Below are 17,386 nucleotides of genomic sequence, written 5' to 3'. Positions count from 1 at the left end.
CCGGGAAAGGCGCGTAGCGCTTTCCCTTGGGAATTGCGTCAAGAATAGTACGGCGTCATGTTCGCAGGAACGTCGCGATCTGGCTGAATACATTGACGAACATGGCTTCCGTCAAAACGCCGGTATTGGTGTTGTAGCGCGAGCAATGATAGCTCGAAAACAGCGTGATACGGCCAGCCTCCATCTGCCCGCCATGTTTGAATGGATAGGCGGCGACGCGTCCGCCCAGCGCGCGCACGGTCGACTGATGCGCGATCGATCCCAGCGCCAGAACGGCGCGCAGTTTCGGAAAGCGGGCGATGGTCGGCACCAGGAATGTTCTGCACGTCGAAATCTCGGCGCCGACCGGCTTGTTCTCCGGCGGCACGCAGCGCACCGCATTGGTGATCGCGGTGCCGACAAGCTCCAGCCCGTCATCGGGCCGTGCCTTGAATTCACCGCGTGCAAAGCCGTGCGCGATCAGCGTCGAGTAGAGCAGGTCGCCGGCATAGTCGCCGGTGAAGGGGCGTCCGGTACGGTTGGCGCCGCGCAGGCCAGGCGCCAGGCCGACGATCAGAAGCTGGACGGTATCCTCGCCGCCCAGTGGCAGGAAGGTTGGCACCGGTGCGTTGAACCAGGACGGCTCGCGCTGCCGCCATTCGGCAATGAAGTCATGCAGCCGCGGGCACAGCGGGCAGTCGCGGTTCGGTTCGGCATGGGAGAGGGCGGTCAAGGCGACCGGCCTCAGTAGTCGTCCTCTTCGACTTCAGCCGGCTCGGGCCGGCGCACCGGCCGTTCGGAGGGATCACGGCCGACTTCGTTCTTCAGCGTAGTCAGGTCGATGAAGTGGTCGGCCTGGCGGCGCAGATCGTCCGAGATCATCGGCGGCTGCGAGGCCATGGTCGAGACGATCGATACCTTGCGCCCACGCCGCTGCAGCGCCTCGACGAGCGTGCGGAAGTCGCCATCGCCGGAAAAGATGACATAGTGGTCGACGACGTCGGCCAGTTCAAGCGCATCGACGGTGAGCTCGATGTCCATATTGCCTTTGATCTTGCGCCGACCGGTCGAGTCGGTGAATTCCTTGGCTGGCTTCGTCACCACCTTGAAGCCGTTATAGTCGAGCCAGTCGATCAGCGGGCGGATCGAGGAGTATTCCTGATCCTCGACCAGCGCCGTGTAATAATAGGCGCGCAAGAGATAGCCGCGCTTCTGGAAGCTGGACAGCAGCTTGCGATAGTCGATGTCGAAGCCGAGCGCCCGCGACGTGGCGTAGAGATTGGCACCGTCGATGAAGAGGGCGATCTTTTCACGGGGGTCGAACATGGAAAATAGTCCTTTTTCGAAAATGCGGCCGTCTAAACGAAATGCGGTAGCGACTATCGGTCAGGCTCATAATAAACCGGCTGACCCTAGCCATCCGAGATAACGCCAGTTTGGGGGCAATCCAAGGCGTGATGGCACAATGCAAGCAATTGTGATCGCGGCGCTGAACCAAGGATGCGCCCCGGTTTTGCCAAATCCGGTGTCTGAACGGGGGATTGGGTGCCCAATGCTCCCGTCAATGCCATGATGCTTGTATTTTGGCGGCGTTCGGGTTATGGACCGCGCCTGTTTTCCATTAAATCCAGGCATGAAAGGGGCAGTCCATGGCCCGCGTAACCGTTGAAGATTGCATCGACAAGGTCGACAACCGCTTCGAGCTGGTGCTTTTGGCCGGCCACCGTGCTCGCCAGATCAGCCAGGGCGCGCAGATCACCGTTCCTCGCGACAACGACAAGAACCCGGTCATCGCCTTGCGCGAGATCGCCGACGAGACGCTGTCGCCCGACGATCTCAAGGAAGACCTGATCCATTCGCTCCAGAAGCATGTCGAGGTCGACGAGCCCGAAGCCGATGGCGAGGTGATCGCCGATCAGACCGGCGGCGCCGTTGCGGCCGCCGACACCGATGACGCCGAGGAGAATGTCACGTTCGATCGGATGACTGAGGAAGACCTGCTGGCCGGCATCGAGGGTCTGGTACCGCCTGAAAAGAGCGACGACTACTAAGCGAGCACTCTGGACTGCCCGGAATACGTTTCCGGCACTTCCGTCCAGTCAGTTTCGTGGCTATCTATGAGGTGCGCCGTACGCTAGTGCGGCGCATCAATCATTTCAGCACCGCGAGATTCCGCCCATGATGCGTCAGTATGAGCTTGTCGAGCGCGTCCAGCGCTACAAGCCTGACGTCAACGAGGCATTGCTCAACAAGGCCTATGTCTATGCCATGCAGAAGCATGGCCACCAGAAGCGCGCTTCCGGCGATCCCTATTTCTCGCATCCGCTCGAAGTCGCCGCCATCCTCACCGAAATGCACATGGACGAGGCGACGATCGCCGTCGCCCTGCTGCACGACACCATCGAGGACACCACGGCGACGCGGGCCGAGATCGACGATCTGTTCGGTCCCGAAATGGGCAAGCTGGTCGAGGGCCTGACCAAGCTCAAGAAGCTTGATCTCGTGTCGAAGAAGGCCGAGCAGGCGGAAAACCTGCGCAAGCTTCTGCTGGCGATTTCGGAAGATGTCCGCGTGCTGCTGGTCAAGCTCGCCGACCGGCTGCACAACATGCGCACCCTCGACCATATGCCCGAGGCCAAACGCCTGCGCATCGCCGAGGAGACGATGGACATTTACGCGCCGCTGGCCGGGCGCATGGGCATGCAAGGCATGCGCGAAGAGCTGGAGGAGATCGCCTTCCGCTTCATCAATCCGGAAGCCTACCGCGCCGTCACCGCGCGGCTTGCCGAGATCTTCGAGCGCAACAAGGGCGTGCTGACCGATATTGAAAAGGCGCTGTCGGCGCTGTTTGAAAAGCATGCCATCAACGCCAGCGTGAAGAGCCGGCAGAAGAAGCCTTGGTCTGTGTTCCGCAAGATGGAGGCCAAGGCGCTGTCCTTCGAGCAGCTGTCCGATATTTTCGGCTTCCGCGTCGTCGTCGATACGGTCGAGGACTGCTATCGCGCGCTCGGCGCCATCCACACCACATGGTCGATGGTGCCGGGCCGCTTCAAGGACTACATCTCGACGCCAAAGCAGAACGACTACCGTTCAATCCACACCACCATCGTCGGGCCGTCGCGCCAGCGCGTCGAACTGCAGATCCGCACCCGCGAGATGAACAAGATCGCCGAATACGGCGTCGCGGCGCATTCGATCTACAAGGACACCGGCGGCAAGACGAACGGCGCCGGCCATGCGATCTCGAAGGAAACCAACGCCTATGCCTGGCTGCGGCGCACCATCGAGCAGCTCGCCGAGGGCGACAATCCAGAGGACTTTCTCGAAAATACCAAGCTGGAGCTGTTCCAGGACCAGGTGTTCTGCTTCACGCCGAAGGGCATGCTGATCGCCTTGCCGCGTGGCGCCACGCCCATCGACTTCGCCTACGCCGTGCACACCGATGTCGGTGACACCTGCGTCGGCGCCAAGGTCAATGGCCGCATCATGCCGCTGATGACGGAGCTGAAGAACGGCGACGAGGTCGAGATCATCCGCTCCAAGGCGCAGGTGCCGCCGGCCGCGTGGGAATCGGTCGTCGTCACCGGCAAGGCGCGCGCCGCCATCCGTCGTGCCACCAAGAACGCCATCCGCAAGCAGTATTCGGGCCTCGGCGCGCGCATTCTGGAGCGCGCCTTCGAGCGGGCCGGCAAGAATTTCACCAAGGAAAGCCTGAAGCCGGTTCTGCACCGACTGGCGCGCAAGGATATCGAGGACGTGCTGGCGTCCGTCGGTCGTGGCGAACTGGCCTCCACCGACGTCATGAAGGCGGTCTTCCCCGACTACAAGGACGAGCGCGTCACGCCTGCGGCCCCCAAGCAGCGCGAGGAAGGTTGGTCGAAGATCCGCAACGCCGCCGGCATGCTGTTCCAGATTCCAGGCCGCGCGGCGCGCAAGGACAAGGACCAGCCACGCGACGGCGCTGTGCCGATCCGAGGCGTGCGTGGCGACCTGCCGGTGCGCTTCGCGCCGGAGGGTGCTGTGCCCGGCGACCGCATCGTCGGCATCGTCCAGCCGGGCACCGGCATCACCATCTATCCGATCCAGTCGCCGGCCCTGCAGGCCTTCGACGACCAGCCAGAGCGTTGGATCGACGTGCGCTGGGATATCGACGAGCGCACCAAGGAACGGTTCCCCGCGCGTGTCTCGGTCACCGCCATCAATGCCCCGGGGTCTCTCGCCGATATAGCCCAGGTCGTCGCGTCCAACGACGCCAACATCCATACGTTGTCGATGGTGCGCACCGCGCCTGACTTCACCGAAATGCTGATCGATCTCGAAGTCTGGGATCTGAAGCATCTCAACCGGCTGCTATCGCAGCTCAAGGACAATTCCAGCGTCAGCGATGCACGGCGCGTGAATGGCTAGAACCATGATCCCGAAACGGGGGAACCGTTCTTTGGGATCATGGTCAATCCAAGAGGGACACAGATGAATACCGATGAAGTGCTGGGCATTTTCCGCGAGGCGGGCGCTGTTCTGGAGGGGCATTTCATCCTGACGTCGGGCTTGCGCAGCCCGGTCTTCCTGCAGAAGGCACGGGTGTTCATGCATGCCGACAAGACCGAGCGCTTGTGCAAGGCGCTGGCCGAGAAGATCCGCGCCGCGGTGCCGGGCAAGATAGACTATATCGTCGGCCCGGCGATCGGCGGCCTGATCCCGGCTTACGAGACCTCACGTCATCTCGGCGTGCCGGCGATCTGGGTCGAGCGGGAAGGGGGCGAGTTCCGCCTGCGCCGCTTCGAGATCGCTCGGGGTGCGCGCGTCGTCATCGTCGAGGACATCGTCACCACCGGCCTATCGATCCGCGAAACCATCGAGTGCCTGCGCGAACTTGGCGCCGAGGTGGTGGCCGCGGCCTGCATCATCGACCGTTCGGCTGGGAAGACCCATGTCGGGGTGCCGCTGATCGCGCTCGCCGAATATGAGGTTCCGGCCTATCCGCCGGACCGGCTGCCGCCGGAGCTTGCCGCGATACCTGCGGTCAAGCCCGGCAGCCGCAACATTTGACTGTGCATGTCGCCCAAAAGTGTGCAGCGGTTTTGGGGCAACGGCATGCATGAAACAAACATGCATGTCGCCCAAAAGTGTGCAGCGGTTTTGGGACAACGGCATGCATGAAACAAACATGCATGTCGCCCAAAAGTATCCGGCGGTTTGGGAATGACGATATGCATGAAAGCAAATTGGCGATGATCGTCGGTATCGATCATTTCGTGTTGACCGTGGCCTCGCTCGAGGCGACCTGCGCCTTTTACCAGCGCGTGCTGGGCTTTGAGCGCATCGATGCGCCGGGCCGGCCGACAGCGCTGGCGTTTGGCGGCCAGAAGATCAACGTCCATGAGATCAGCCGCACTTTTGAGCCCAAGGCGAAGTCGCCGACGCCGGGCTCAGGCGATTTCTGCCTGATCACCGAACTGCCGCTCGGCGAAATCCGTGCCCGTCTCGAAGCCGATGGTGTTGTGCTTGAACTAGGACCGGTCGAACGCATCGGGGCGCGAGGCCCGATGATGTCCGTCTATTTCCGCGACCCGGACGGCAATCTTGTCGAGGTCAGCCGGTACCTGCGGTAGTATCTCAAGCACTCGACTGCGACAAAAAGCCGAAGGCACTTCTCAAATTCGCCGTGATTGTCCGGTGTTGGAAGGGTGAACCTTACCAAAGATTATGCTGGCGCGGCCGCTGTACAGGCAGCCTTCGGTTGTTGTCGGGGTTGCGTATCGCTATATCAAAGTGGCGATTGCCTTTCAGTGGCCGCAAAGCGCAAGATGTGGCGGTTGAAGCCCGGCTGGAGACGGCCGGCATGTAAGCTGTAAAGTATCGGGAATAGGAAGAGAGTGCTTTTTCGTCGCCGCAAGCCTGATGGTCTCCTGGAGCGGGTGCGCACCTATTTGTGGCCGCGCCGTTCGTTTTCGCGCTCGCTGCAGTATTTTTCCAAGCGCATCCTGCGCCTGAAGGCCACGCCGCATGCGGTGGCCGCCGGGGTGGCGGCTGGTGTCTTCGCCTCGTTCTTTCCCGTGGGCTTCCATTTCATCATTGCCGCCGTTCTGTGTTGGGTTATTGCCGGCAATCTGGTGGCGGCGGCACTCGGCGCTGTTTTCTTTGGCAATCCGCTGACTTTTCCCATTCTGTGGGGTGCATCCTGGGAAACCGGCAAGCTCATCCTGCACGATCGCCTGCCGGCGCATGGTCCGCCGGCGCATCTGGGCGAGATGATGCACACGCTTTCCTTCGCGAAGCTGTGGCATCCCGTTCTGGAGCCCATGCTGATCGGCGCGGTGCCGCTCGGGCTGGTGTTCGGCCTCTTGTTCTACGGTGTCACGCGCTGGGGCATGAATGTCTTCCGCGAGCAAAGGCGCAAGCGGCTGGCAGAGCGTGCAAGCCGCCGTGAGCAGTCGGCCCACCCCGGCGCAGGCATCGGTTCAGCCGCCCGATGATCATCGGCATCGGCAGCGATCTGATCGATATCAGGCGCATCGAGAAATCGCTGGAGCGTCATGGTCAGCGCTTCATCCAGAGAATCTACACCGAGGTCGAACAGGCGCGCTCGGAGAACCGCGGCGCGCGCGCCGCCTCCTACGCCAAGCGCTTCGCCGCCAAGGAAGCTTGCGCCAAGGCGCTGGGTACCGGTCTGGCGCAAGGCGTCTTCTGGCGCGACATGGGTGTCGTCAACCTGCCCAGCGGCGCGCCGACGATGGCGCTGACCGGCGGAGCGATGGCGCGACTGCAAAAGATACTTCCCCGAGGCCATCGGGCAGCGATCCACCTCACCATCACGGATGATTTCCCGCTCGCTCAAGCCTTTGTGATCATCGAGGCGTTGCCCGTCGAAGAAGCGCCACATTGATTGCATCTGACGTCCGGCATTGACGTTGCCCAGCGCGCGCCGAGACTCTATACATCCAACGCACAATCGAGGACGACATGAGCGTGGCTGAAAAATCCCAGAAGAAATCCGGCGGGCTTGGCGAAACCGTCAGCGTCATCGTCCAGGCGCTTTTGCTCGCGCTCGTCATCCGCACGCTCTTGTTCCAGCCCTTTTCTATCCCGTCGGGATCAATGCGGCCGACGCTTCTGGAAGGCGACTATCTGTTCGTCACCAAATGGTCCTACGGCTATTCGCGCTATTCGCTGCCTTTCGGTCCCGACCTCTTCTCGGGCCGTATCTGGGGCTCCGAGCCCAAGCGCGGCGATGTGGTGGTGTTCAAGTTCCCGCCGGATCCGTCCGTCGATTACATCAAGCGCGTGGTTGGCCTGCCTGGTGACAAGATCCAGATGAAGGACGGCCAACTGTTCATCAACGGCGTCGGCGTGCCGCGCGTGAAGACCGGCCAGATCGACAATCCCGATATCACCGAAATGCCTCAGCCGATCGATGTCTACCGGGAAACGCTGCCCAACGGCGTCAGCTACGACACGCTCGACCTCAATCCGAATTCAATCGGCGACAACACGCGTGAATTCGACGTGCCGCCCGGCCACTATTTCATGATGGGCGACAACAGGGACAATTCCGCCGACAGCCGTTTCACCGTCGGCTACGTTCCCGCCGAGAATCTGGTTGGCCGCGCCAACCTTGTCTTCTTCTCGATCGCCGGCAAGGCAAGCCCGCTCGAAATCTGGAAATGGCCGTCGCTGATGCGCGCTTCGCGCCTGTTTCATTTCGTCAACTAGGGATGGCAGCGGCGAAGCGGCTGACCGCCGATGCGCTCGCCGAAGCGCTTGTGGAACGCACGGGCCATGCCTTTGCCGACCGTCAGCGTCTGCAGCGCGCGCTCACCCATGCCAGTGCCAGGGGCGCCAATGCCGGCACGGACTATGAGCGTTTCGAATTTCTCGGCGATCGAGTTCTTGGTCTGGTTGTTGCCGACATGCTGCTGGCTGCTTTTCCCGATGCGGCGGAAGGCGAGTTGTCACTGCGGCTCAACGCGCTGGTCAACGCCGAGGCACTTTCCGAGATCGCCGAGCATATCGGGTTGCCGGACCTCGTCCGCGCCGGATCCGACGTGCGCGGGCTCGAGGGTCGCAAGCGCGTCAATCTGCGCGCCGACGCATTGGAATCACTGATCGCCGTGCTCTATCTCGACGGCGGCCTGGAGGCGGCGCGCGCTTTCATCCACAAATACTGGCAACCGCGTTCGCAGGCTTCGGGTGCCGCGCGCCGCGACGCCAAGACCGAATTGCAGGAATGGGCGCATCAGGCGGCGAGTGCCGTCCCGGCTTACAACATCGACAGCCGCGAAGGGCCGGACCACGATCCGTTGTTCACCGTCAGCGTCAGGGTTGGTGCGTTTCAGCCGGCGACAGGCAGCGGCCGTTCCAAGCGTGAAGCGGAGCAGGCCGCCGCGGCTGCCCTTCTGCTGCGCGAAGGTGTATGGAACGCAGCATGACCGATATTGAAACTGCTGAAGCATCCGCCACGCATTCCGGCTTCGTCGCGCTGATCGGCGCGCCGAATGCAGGCAAGTCGACGCTGGTCAACCAGTTGGTCGGCGCCAAAGTGTCGATCGTCACGCACAAGGTGCAGACGACACGCGCCATAGTGCGCGGCATCGCCACGCACGACAACGCGCAGATCGTCTTCGTGGACACGCCGGGTATCTTCAAGCCGAAGCGGCGCCTCGACACGGCGATGGTGACCACCGCGTGGGGCGGCGCCAAGGATGCCGATATCGTTCTGCTGCTGATCGACGCCGAGCGCGGCATCAGGGGCGATGCCGACGCCATCCTCGAAAGGCTGAAGGACGTGCGCCAGCCGATGGCGCTGATCCTCAACAAGGTCGACCGGGTCAAGCATGAGACGCTCCTGGCGCTGTCTGCGGCCGCGAACGAGAAAGTGCCTTTCAAGCGCACCTTCATGGTCTCAGCACTGACCGGCTCTGGCTGCAAGGACCTGCTCGACTATCTGGCGCAGGCGTTGCCCGCAGGCCCCTGGTATTATCCGGAAGACCAGATCTCCGATCTGCCGATGCGCCAGCTTGCAGCCGAGATCACCCGCGAAAAACTCTATCTCAGGCTGCATCAGGAGCTGCCCTATTCCTCGCATATCGAGACCGAGAAATGGGAAGAGAAGCCGGACGGCTCGGTGCGCATCGACCAGACCATCTATGTCGAGCGCGACAGCCAGAAGAAGATCGTGCTTGGCCACAAGGGCGAGACCATCCGTGCCATCGGCCAGGCGGCACGCATGGAGATTGCAGGCATCCTCGAGCAGAAGGTGCATCTGTTCCTGTTCGTGAAGGTCCGCGAGAACTGGGGCGACGATCCCGAGCGTTACCGCGAGATGGGTCTCGAATTCCCGCACTAGCGGCCCATGGATAGCAGGCTCATCATCTACACGGCTCTGGTCGCCGTTTGGTCGCCACGCAATTCCCCTTGTGGAAGGATCTTGTGGTCAGGCCGGTTGAGCTTGGCGGATGGGACAACAGGACCTTTCATCTTGGCGACGAGATGACCGTGCGGCTGCCCTTGCCGCCACCTGGCACGGGGCACCGGTCTGGTTCCATGGCGATGTCAGTTGGGGCGACCTGCTTGTCGAAAAGGATCGTTTGAGCGCGGTGATCGGTGTCGGCGATCTGTCCTGCGACCTGGCGATCGCCTGGACCTTGTTTGAGGGCGAGAGCAGGGAGGTTTTCCGCACCGGTCTTGCCGTTGATGAGGCGATCTGGGCACGCGGGCGTGGCTGGGCGCTATGGAAGGCGCTGATCACGGTCGCTGGCCATACGAACAACCAGGCAGAAGTCGAAAAATCCGGACACGTGATCGGCGAAGTGCTGGCCGACTACAGGAATTCAGCTTGATCTGATTCCGCCATCGCTCTTGTTTCTTGCCGCCTGCATCTGTCGCATTGGTTTGAAAAGTGGTCCCGCAGAGGCTCACGGTGAGGGGTGGCTGTCACAATCGACAGCGCCGGAGCGTGCGCCGGCCTGTCTCGACCGTCTTCGCGAAATTTGGCCGACCTTGCAGGCGGCGTTGGAGTTCCCCTGCGTCATCGCGAGGTGGAGGACACCAGCCTGTCATCTCCTGAGCGCAACGTAATGGTTATTTCTGAGGACAAGTAGCCAAAAAATGCCATTTTAAGGCCATTAATTGGAAACATCTCGTATTGAATGCATAGTTAGCCGCGAAACTATCAAAATATATATTGAATATATGACGTTGTGCCATTTGTGCCAGTCGTTATATATATCAGTGTTATTTGTGCAACACGGCATTAATCTGTTCGAAGAATCGCCTTTATTTCCAAAACCGTCATTGAAGGCGGAGGATTGATGGGTATGTTCGCCGCGAAAAGGGGACGCGGTGCGCGCCTTTTCGTTGTGGGGGTGAGGCGGGAAAACATATCCGCCAGCCACAAATCCGAAGCCATTTAAACTATGACTGGAGAGGTCAGAAAATGAACATCAAGAGCCTCCTTCTCGGCTCAGCCGCGGCCCTGATCGCGGTTTCCGGCGCTCGCGCCGCGGACGCGGTTGTCGTCGCCGAACCGGAACCGGCCGAATACGTCAAGATCTGCGACGTCTACGGCGCCGGCTACTTCTACATCCCGGGCACCGAGACCTGCCTGCGCATCGGCGGCTATCTCCGCTATGACATCGGCGTCGGCGATTCCGGCACGCTGGATGGTGTCAACAACGTTCCGGACCACATGAACGGCGATAGACACGACACCTACTACAAGAACATGCGTTTCGCGCTTCGGACCTATACCGGCCAGGAAACCGAGCTCGGCACGTTGAAGACCTTCACCGAGACCCGCTTTCAATTCGGCAACAAGTCCGGCGACTATACCAATCAAAACGCTAGCAGCGCCGATGACTGGCAGGCTGTCAGCAAGGCGGTAACGCTGAACTTCGCCTGGATCCAGCTCGGCGGCCTGCGCGTCGGTAAGGATGAAACAGCATACGATGCATTCATCGGTTACGCCGGCAACGTCATCCAGGACACGATCATCCCGTATGGCATCAAGGACACCAACGTCGTCCAGTACTACTTCGACGCTGGCAGCGGCTTCACGGGCGTGGTCTCGCTCGAAGAAGGCACTGGCGTGAACACTATCGACAGCTATGTCCCGCATGTCGTCGGCGGCTTGAAGTACAAGGGCGATTGGGGTGCGATCACCGGCGTCGTCGCTTATGACAGCAACTATGAAGAAGTGTCCGGCAAGGTTCGCCTGGATATCAACGTCACCAAGGAACTGTCGCTCTTCGTCATGGGCGGCTACGGCACAGACGACAATTCCAAGGACGACGCCGCCAACTTCATCAAAATCCATGGCCGCACTCAGTACAAGCCCTGGGGCGGCAACTGGGCCGTCTGGGGCGGTGGCACCTACAAGTTCAACGACAAGACCTCGTTCAACGTCCAGGCTTCGGCTGACGACGACAAGAACATCGCTCTTGCGGCGAACGTCGCCTACACCATCGTTCCGGGCTTCACGATCACGACCGAAGTCGACTGGGATCACTACGGCAATTACGGCAACCCCTCCGTCTACGGCAACTGGTCCAAGGCCGACAAGAAGGACGGCATCGGCGGCATCGTCCGCTTCCAGCGCAACTTCTAATCGATCGACTGACCTTACCAGACCGCCCGCAGCGTATTGCTGCGGGCGGTTTTTTGCGCGCATTCCGATGCCAGTCTGCTGGGCACAAAGCCCTATCTTGATTTCGCCACTCAACGGGTGAAAAGCTCTGGGCATGGAATGGCGCGACGAGGGAATCATTCTCGGCACCCGCAGGCATGGCGAAACCAGCGCCATTCTCGAGGTGATGACGCGTGCGCATGGCCGTTATCTCGGCCTCGTTCGCGGCGGCCGTTCGCGAAAGCAGCAACCTGTTCTCCAACCCGGCAATCGCGTTGATCTCTTATGGCGCGCGCGCCTTGACGAACATCTCGGTACGTTCCAGGTCGAGGCGATCGAAATGAACGCCGCCCGGCTGATGGACAGCGCCGTCGCCGTCTACGGGCTGCAGACCATGGCCACGCATCTGCGCCTGTTGCCCGAGCGTGACGCCCATGGCGGCCTTTACGAAGCGCTCGCCGTCATGATCGCCCATCTCGACGATGCCGATGCCGCCGGAGAATTGGTAGCGCGCTTCGAGCTTCTGATCCTTGATGAACTCGGCTTCGGCCTCGATCTCAGCCAATGCGCCGCCACCGGCACGAGGCAGGACCTTGCCTATGTCTCGCCGAAGTCGGGCCGCGCGGTGTCGCGCGACGCCGGCGCGCCCTGGCGCGACAAGATGCTGGTGCTGCCGGCGTTTCTGCAGCGCGGCTCCGGCCTGCGCGCTGATCCGGCGGCGGTCGAGGATGCCTTCCGGCTGACAGGGTTTTTCTTCACGCGCCACGTCTACGAGCCGCGTGCCATCGAACAGCCCGATGCCCGCGCCGGCTTTCTCGCCGCCTTGCGCAAGCACCATGCGACGCGAAAGACCATTGCCGGAGACAACGCAGCATGACCGAAGTCGAACTGTATCCGGGCCGGGTCTCGCCGCTCGGCCTCGGCACTATTCCGCACGCCGACATCCTGAAATACACAGGCCTGGAACTGCTGCAGCGCATCATCGACGGCGGATATCCGGCGCCGCCAATTTCCTTTCAGTTGAATTTCGCCCTTACCGAAGTGTCGGAGGGGCGGGCGGTTTTTCGCGGTATGCCGAGCGAGCGTCACCTCAATCCGCTGGGCAGCGTGCATGGCGGCTGGGCGGCGACGCTGCTCGATTCGGCATTGGGCTGCGCCGTGCAGACATTGCTTGAAAAAGGCGAGGCCTATTCGACGGCGGAGTTCAAGGTGAATCTCACGCGGCCGATCACGCCCTGGACCGGCGAGGTGGTCTGCGAAGGCAAGGTGGTCCACAAGGGCCGCACGCTTGCCGTGTCGGAAGCGACGCTGAAGGATGCCGGCGGCAAGCTACTGGCTTTCGGCACGGAGACATGTTCGATATTTCCGGCCGCCAATCTGGCGGCACGTTGAGTTTTCCAGCCGTTTAGCCGCCGTATTTGAATGTCAGTGAGATGAAACGTCAGTGAAAACTGGCCTGGTTTGGGGGAACCGCCATGTTTGAGAGCCTGATTGGCCTTGTCGCCATTATCGCCTTGTTCGTCATCATTTCGCGCCAGCAGAACCGTATCGGTCTGATCGAGCGCGAGCTTGGCGCGCTGCGCAGCCTTGTCCTTTCGGGTGTCGTGCCGCCGGTGGCCAAGCCGCCCGAGCAGGCCGCGACCGATGGCAAGACGGACGCCGTGCCGGTGGCTGCAGCGGCGGCCGATATCGCCTCGTCAGCGGTAAGCGAGCCGGCGGTAGCGGAGACGCCGACTGCAGGGACACCGACCACGGAGACAGAATCTCCGCCAGGCGAGATCGTGTCCGGCCCCTGGTCCGCGGGCGAGGCTCCGAAGGCAGTTGAACCTGTCGAGCCGGCCGTCGCGGCAAGGGCTCCCGGCAAGCCGGATATCGAGACGGCGCTCGGCACCCGCTGGGCCGTCTGGGTCGGCGGCATCGCGCTGGCACTGGGTGGCCTGTTCCTGATCCGCTACACGATTGAGGCCGGCATTTTCGGCCCTGGCGTGCGGCTCACCATGGCAGCGGTGCTCGGGTTGGTGCTGGTCGCCGGCGGCGAATTCATTCGCCGCACCGGCTTCAAGGTGCCGGTGCAAGGTGTTGCGGGCGCCTATATTCCGGCGATCCTGACGGCGGCAGGTGCCTTCATCCTGTTCGGCACCGTCTATGCCGCCCACGGCATTTACGGCTTCATCGGCCCGGCGCTCGCCTTTACGCTGCTCGGCGCCATCGGCGTTGCCACCATCGCTGGGGCTCTCGTCCATGGCCAGGCTTTGGCCGGCATCGGCCTTGTCGGCGCCATGGTGACGCCGGTGCTGATCGCCTCCCAGGCGCCCAATCCCTGGGCGCTGTTCGGCTATCTCGCCATAGTGCTCGCCGCCACCGGCGTCATCGCTCGCATGCGCGACTGGAAAGCGCTGATGGCGGCGGCCTTTTTCGGCACCGGCATCTGGACCATCCTCTACATGACGGATGCCCCGGGCGTGAATCTGTCCGCGATCCTGTTCATCGACGCCGTCACGCTGGCCATCCTCGCTTTTGTCTGGCTCGGCGGCCATCGCGACGAAACCGCCAGGGCCTTTGACTGGCCGTCCATCGTGCCTGGCCTGTTCGTTGCCTTCTCGGCGCTGGGCCTGTCGGTCGACCCGGCCTTCGCCGCCGCAGGCTATGCCTTGCCGGGCGCCGCGATCCTCGCGGCAATGGTGGCCGTTGCGCTCTATCGTCCGCTGGCGCTGCCGCTGCTTTACGCCGCAGGGCTGGCGACAGTACTGATCTATCTCGGCATCATCCCGCCAACCTCGATCGCGTCCGACTTTTCGGCCGGCGCTCTCGGCGTCGATGGCTTGCCCTTGGCCACGTCCAATGGTCTGACCCTGCGCATTGGCATTGCACTGGGCCTGGTCTTCATCGGCGCGGGCTTGTGGGCCGCCCGCAAGTTCGCGGCATCGTCCTGGTTGCGGTCCGCCTCCTGGGCGGCATCGGGTGTCATCGTGCCACTGGTCATCCTGCTGGCGCTCTGGTTCACCTTCGGCAACCTCGACCGCGACTTTGTCTATGCCGCCGCTGCAGCCCTGCTGGTCGTTGTCTTCGCCGCCGGCGGCGAGTGGATCGCGCGCGCCGAGGGGCCGCCACTCAAGGGCGGCATGGCGGTGTCGTTTTCCTTGAGCGGCGCGGCGGTCGCCGGCCTCTTGATGCTGCACATGGCTTTCGATTCCGGCTGGACCACCATTCTGCTCGGTGCCGCGGCCATCGTGCCTGCGCTGGCAACGCGCTGGCGCTCTTATCCCGTGCTCGGCTGGATTTCGGTTGGCGCCGTGATCGCCGTGCTTGGCCGCGTCGCCTTCGATCCGACGATCGTCGGCGCCGAATTCCTGTCGACGACACCGGTGTTCAACTGGCTGCTGCCGGGCTACGGCGTACCGGCGCTCGCCTCTGGCTTCGCCGCCTGGCAGCTCGCCCGCACCACCAATGGCCGGCCGCGCCTCGCCATGGAGGCGGCTGCGGCGCTGTTTGCGCTGCTGACTGTCGCCATGCTGGTGCGTCACGCCATGCATGGCGGCGTCATCGATACGGGTGCGATGACGCTCGCCGAACAGGCGATCTACACACTGATCGCCATCGGCGCCGGCGCCATCCTGGTCGCCATCGATATGCGCTCGCCAAGTTCGGTGCTGCGCTATGGTTCGATGGCCGCCGGGGTGGTTTCGGTCGCCCTCATCGTCATCCGGCATTTCGTGGTGCTGAACCCATTATTCACCGACGAATCGACAGGCCGGATCCCGGTCTTCAACCTGTTGTTCCTGGCCTATCTCCTGCCGGCGGTCGCTGCCGGCGGGCTGGCGCTCTACATCAGGGACAAGCGACCGAAATGGTACGCGCAAATGCTGGCGCTGGTGGCGGCGGTACTTGCCTTCACCTACGCTACGCTTTCGGTAAGGCGCCTGTTCAAGGGCGAGTTCATCGGCCTGTGGAGCGGGCTCGGCCAGCTGGAAACCTACACCTATTCGGCGCTCTGGCTGGTGATCGGCGTGGCATTGCTCACCGCCGGCGTCTGGCTGAAATCGCAGGTGCTTCGCATTGCCTCCGCCGTGCTGATAGCGGTTGCCGTGCTGAAGGTCTTCCTCTTCGACATGTCGGAGTTGGAAGGCGTGCTCAGGGCGCTGTCCTTCATCGGCCTCGGCGCCGTGCTGATCGGCATCGGCCTGTTCTACCAGCGGCTTTTGACCAGGGCGGCGAAGGAAAATGGATAAAGGCAAGCAAGAACAATAAGATTTCAGCCCAGCCGGGAATAAATCGGCCAGTGGGAACGTTATCTCATTGCTTGGGTGACCGGGGCGTCGGACCGCTTCGCGCTGGCCGCTTGCGTCGCGCCGGGAAGGCGCGTTGAATCGGGATCAATAAGGGCGATTTCAGAACCAGCGGTCATGGACGAAAAGAAGGCAGCAATCCTTGGCGAAATACCGCGCCTGCGCCGCTACGCACGCTCGCTTTTGCGCGACCGCGATTCTGCCGATGACCTCGTTCAGGACTGCCTCGAGCGCGCACTCATGCGGCTCGAAAACTGGCAGACGGGAGAAAGCCCCAGGAGGTGGCTGTTTACGATCATGCATCATTTGTTCATCGACCAGATGCGCAAGGTGAACCGTCGCGGCGAAGCGGCGATGCTGCCACTGGAAGCGGGCGAGGCGGTTGCCCAGCCGGCCGAGCAGTTGGACGGCATCGCCTCGCGCGAGATCATCGACGCGCTGCAGGCGATCAGCCCCGATCGCCGCGCGGCCCTTGTCATGGTTGCCATCGAAGGCTTTTCCTATGCCGAGGCCGCCAATATTCTGGGCGTGCCCGCCGGCACGCTGATGTCGCGCATTGCGCGCGGGCGTGAGGAATTACGCGGGTTGCTGGATGACACGGCACGCCGCCGCGCGATAAGGATCGTAGAGAAATGATCCGCCGCGATTTTTCCGAACGTGACATCCATATGGCGCTCGATGGCGAACTGCCGGCCGACGAGCGTACCGCTTACGATGCCTGGCTTGATGCCAATCCCGAGATGAAGGCCAGAAGCGCCCGCTTCACAGCCGACCGGGAGGCTTTGCGCTCCGCCTTTGCCGGTGTGCTGGATGAGCCTGTTCCCGCCCGCTTGCGCAAGGTGGTGCTCGGCGAAGCGCCTATTAGGACTGCGGTGCCCCGCTCGCGCTGGTGGCTTGCCGCGGCGGCGGCCGTGCTTCTGGCCGCGGGCGGATTTGGCGGCTACTTTGCCGGCATTGACGGCGTCGGGCAGGAGAATCCTGCCGAGGATCGGCTCGCCGAACAGGCGATCGCCGCTCATGTCATCTATGCTGCCGAGAAGCGGCATGCGGTGGAAGTGCTGGCCAGCGACAAGGATCATTTGCAGACCTGGCTGTCCAACCGGGTCGGGCTGAAGCTGGTGGCGCCGGACTTGAGCGCGAATGGCTTTCAACTGATCGGCGGCCGGTTGCTGCCGGCCGGCGACAGCAAGGCCGCGATGCTGCTCTACGAGGACGACAAGGGCGAGCGCATATCCCTCTTCGTCACCGCCGAATCGACGGAGAACGCCAAGGGCACCTACGCTTCGGCGCAGGATGGCCCGCAGGCCGTCTACTGGCTGGACAAGGGCTATGGCTGCGCCGTCGTCGGTTCGCTGCCGCGCGAGCAATTGGCGGTCGTGGCCAAGAGTGCCTACGGCCAGCTTCTGGCAGGCTTGGCAAGCTGAGTCCGCTGCAATCATCCGCCGCCGGCGACCTGTCGAAACAGCGATCCTGTTCAAAGCCCGCGAGCTTCCTTGCC

18 protein-coding genes are annotated in these 17,386 nt (G+C 62.4%); 16 read left to right on the top strand and 2 right to left on the bottom strand.

All coding sequences use genetic code 11. From position 1 onward, the window contains the following. Positions 1–55 precede the first annotated feature (55 nt). Both AC07UC_RS26230 and AC07UC_RS26225 read right to left on the bottom strand, forming a co-directional pair. Positions 56–712 (bottom strand): uracil-DNA glycosylase, encoded by a 657-nt coding sequence (locus tag AC07UC_RS26230; protein WP_494907878.1) that lies wholly within the window; start codon positions 710–712, stop codon positions 56–58. 11 nt (positions 713–723) lie between these two features. Beyond that, positions 724–1,305, bottom strand: coding sequence for a LabA-like NYN domain-containing protein (locus AC07UC_RS26225; RefSeq protein WP_056563452.1), 582 nt, complete (start codon positions 1,303–1,305; stop codon positions 724–726). A gap of 323 nt (positions 1,306–1,628) precedes the next feature. Between AC07UC_RS26225 and rpoZ the strand changes: the two genes are divergently transcribed. From rpoZ to AC07UC_RS26145, 16 genes are all read left to right on the top strand, one after another. Beyond that, on the top strand, positions 1,629–2,030 hold the full coding sequence (gene rpoZ, locus AC07UC_RS26220; protein ID WP_013896382.1) for a DNA-directed RNA polymerase subunit omega: 402 nt from the start codon (positions 1,629–1,631) through the stop codon (positions 2,028–2,030). A gap of 127 nt (positions 2,031–2,157) precedes the next feature. Continuing rightward, positions 2,158–4,386 (top strand): RelA/SpoT family protein, encoded by a 2,229-nt coding sequence (locus tag AC07UC_RS26215; protein ID WP_056563445.1) that lies wholly within the window; start codon positions 2,158–2,160, stop codon positions 4,384–4,386. Positions 4,387–4,449: 63 nt separating this feature from the next. Further along, positions 4,450–5,028, top strand: coding sequence for an orotate phosphoribosyltransferase (gene pyrE / locus AC07UC_RS26210; RefSeq protein WP_140768544.1), 579 nt, complete (start codon positions 4,450–4,452; stop codon positions 5,026–5,028). Positions 5,029–5,189: 161 nt separating this feature from the next. Then, complete coding sequence (locus AC07UC_RS26205) at positions 5,190–5,591, top strand: VOC family protein (RefSeq protein WP_494907877.1); 402 nt, start codon at positions 5,190–5,192, stop codon at positions 5,589–5,591. Positions 5,592–5,855: 264 nt separating this feature from the next. After that, the gene (locus AC07UC_RS26200) at positions 5,856–6,455 is read left to right on the top strand and encodes a DUF2062 domain-containing protein (RefSeq protein ID WP_140768540.1); all 600 of its coding nucleotides are present in this window, start codon (positions 5,856–5,858) and stop codon (positions 6,453–6,455) included. Next, positions 6,452–6,865: a holo-ACP synthase gene (gene acpS / locus AC07UC_RS26195; protein ID WP_494907876.1), complete on the top strand. Its 414-nt coding sequence runs from the start codon at positions 6,452–6,454 to the stop codon at positions 6,863–6,865. Before AC07UC_RS26200 ends, acpS begins: the two co-directional genes overlap by 4 nt. Positions 6,866–6,942: 77 nt before the next feature. Beyond that, positions 6,943–7,692, top strand: a complete 750-nt coding sequence (lepB, locus tag AC07UC_RS26190; RefSeq protein WP_140768536.1) for a signal peptidase I — start codon at positions 6,943–6,945, stop codon at positions 7,690–7,692. A 2-nt stretch (positions 7,693–7,694) separates the two neighbouring features. Then, positions 7,695–8,408, top strand: a complete 714-nt coding sequence (gene rnc, locus AC07UC_RS26185; protein ID WP_140768534.1) for a ribonuclease III — start codon at positions 7,695–7,697, stop codon at positions 8,406–8,408. Next, positions 8,393–9,325, top strand: coding sequence for a GTPase Era (gene era / locus AC07UC_RS26180; RefSeq protein WP_494907875.1), 933 nt, complete (start codon positions 8,393–8,395; stop codon positions 9,323–9,325). The genes rnc and era overlap by 16 nt, the downstream gene beginning before the upstream one ends. 109 nt (positions 9,326–9,434) lie before the next feature. Further along, on the top strand, positions 9,435–9,818 hold the full coding sequence (locus AC07UC_RS26175; protein ID WP_494907874.1) for a phosphotransferase: 384 nt from the start codon (positions 9,435–9,437) through the stop codon (positions 9,816–9,818). A 596-nt stretch (positions 9,819–10,414) separates the two neighbouring features. Then, positions 10,415–11,584 (top strand): porin, encoded by a 1,170-nt coding sequence (locus tag AC07UC_RS26170; RefSeq protein ID WP_172351210.1) that lies wholly within the window; start codon positions 10,415–10,417, stop codon positions 11,582–11,584. A 133-nt stretch (positions 11,585–11,717) separates the two neighbouring features. After that, positions 11,718–12,479 carry a DNA repair protein RecO gene (gene recO / locus AC07UC_RS26165; RefSeq protein WP_494907873.1) on the top strand — a complete coding sequence of 254 codons (762 nt, stop codon included), beginning with the start codon at positions 11,718–11,720 and terminating at the stop codon, positions 12,477–12,479. After that, positions 12,476–12,994, top strand: coding sequence for a PaaI family thioesterase (locus AC07UC_RS26160; protein WP_140768526.1), 519 nt, complete (start codon positions 12,476–12,478; stop codon positions 12,992–12,994). The genes recO and AC07UC_RS26160 overlap by 4 nt, the downstream gene beginning before the upstream one ends. Before the next feature lie 83 nt (positions 12,995–13,077). Beyond that, complete coding sequence (locus tag AC07UC_RS26155; RefSeq protein WP_494907872.1) at positions 13,078–15,831, top strand: DUF2339 domain-containing protein; 2,754 nt, start codon at positions 13,078–13,080, stop codon at positions 15,829–15,831. Between the two features lie 174 nt (positions 15,832–16,005). Then, positions 16,006–16,524: an RNA polymerase sigma factor gene (locus AC07UC_RS26150; RefSeq protein ID WP_140768522.1), complete on the top strand. Its 519-nt coding sequence runs from the start codon at positions 16,006–16,008 to the stop codon at positions 16,522–16,524. Beyond that, positions 16,521–17,312 carry an anti-sigma factor family protein gene (locus tag AC07UC_RS26145; RefSeq protein WP_494907871.1) on the top strand — a complete coding sequence of 264 codons (792 nt, stop codon included), beginning with the start codon at positions 16,521–16,523 and terminating at the stop codon, positions 17,310–17,312. The genes AC07UC_RS26150 and AC07UC_RS26145 overlap by 4 nt, the downstream gene beginning before the upstream one ends. Positions 17,313–17,386: the final 74 nt, after the last annotated feature.

This window comes from Mesorhizobium sp. GW821-FHT04C10 (genome assembly GCF_059420305.1).
The sequence above is the reverse complement of the archived record's forward strand: the minus strand, read 5'-3'. Positions and strand labels throughout refer to the sequence as shown.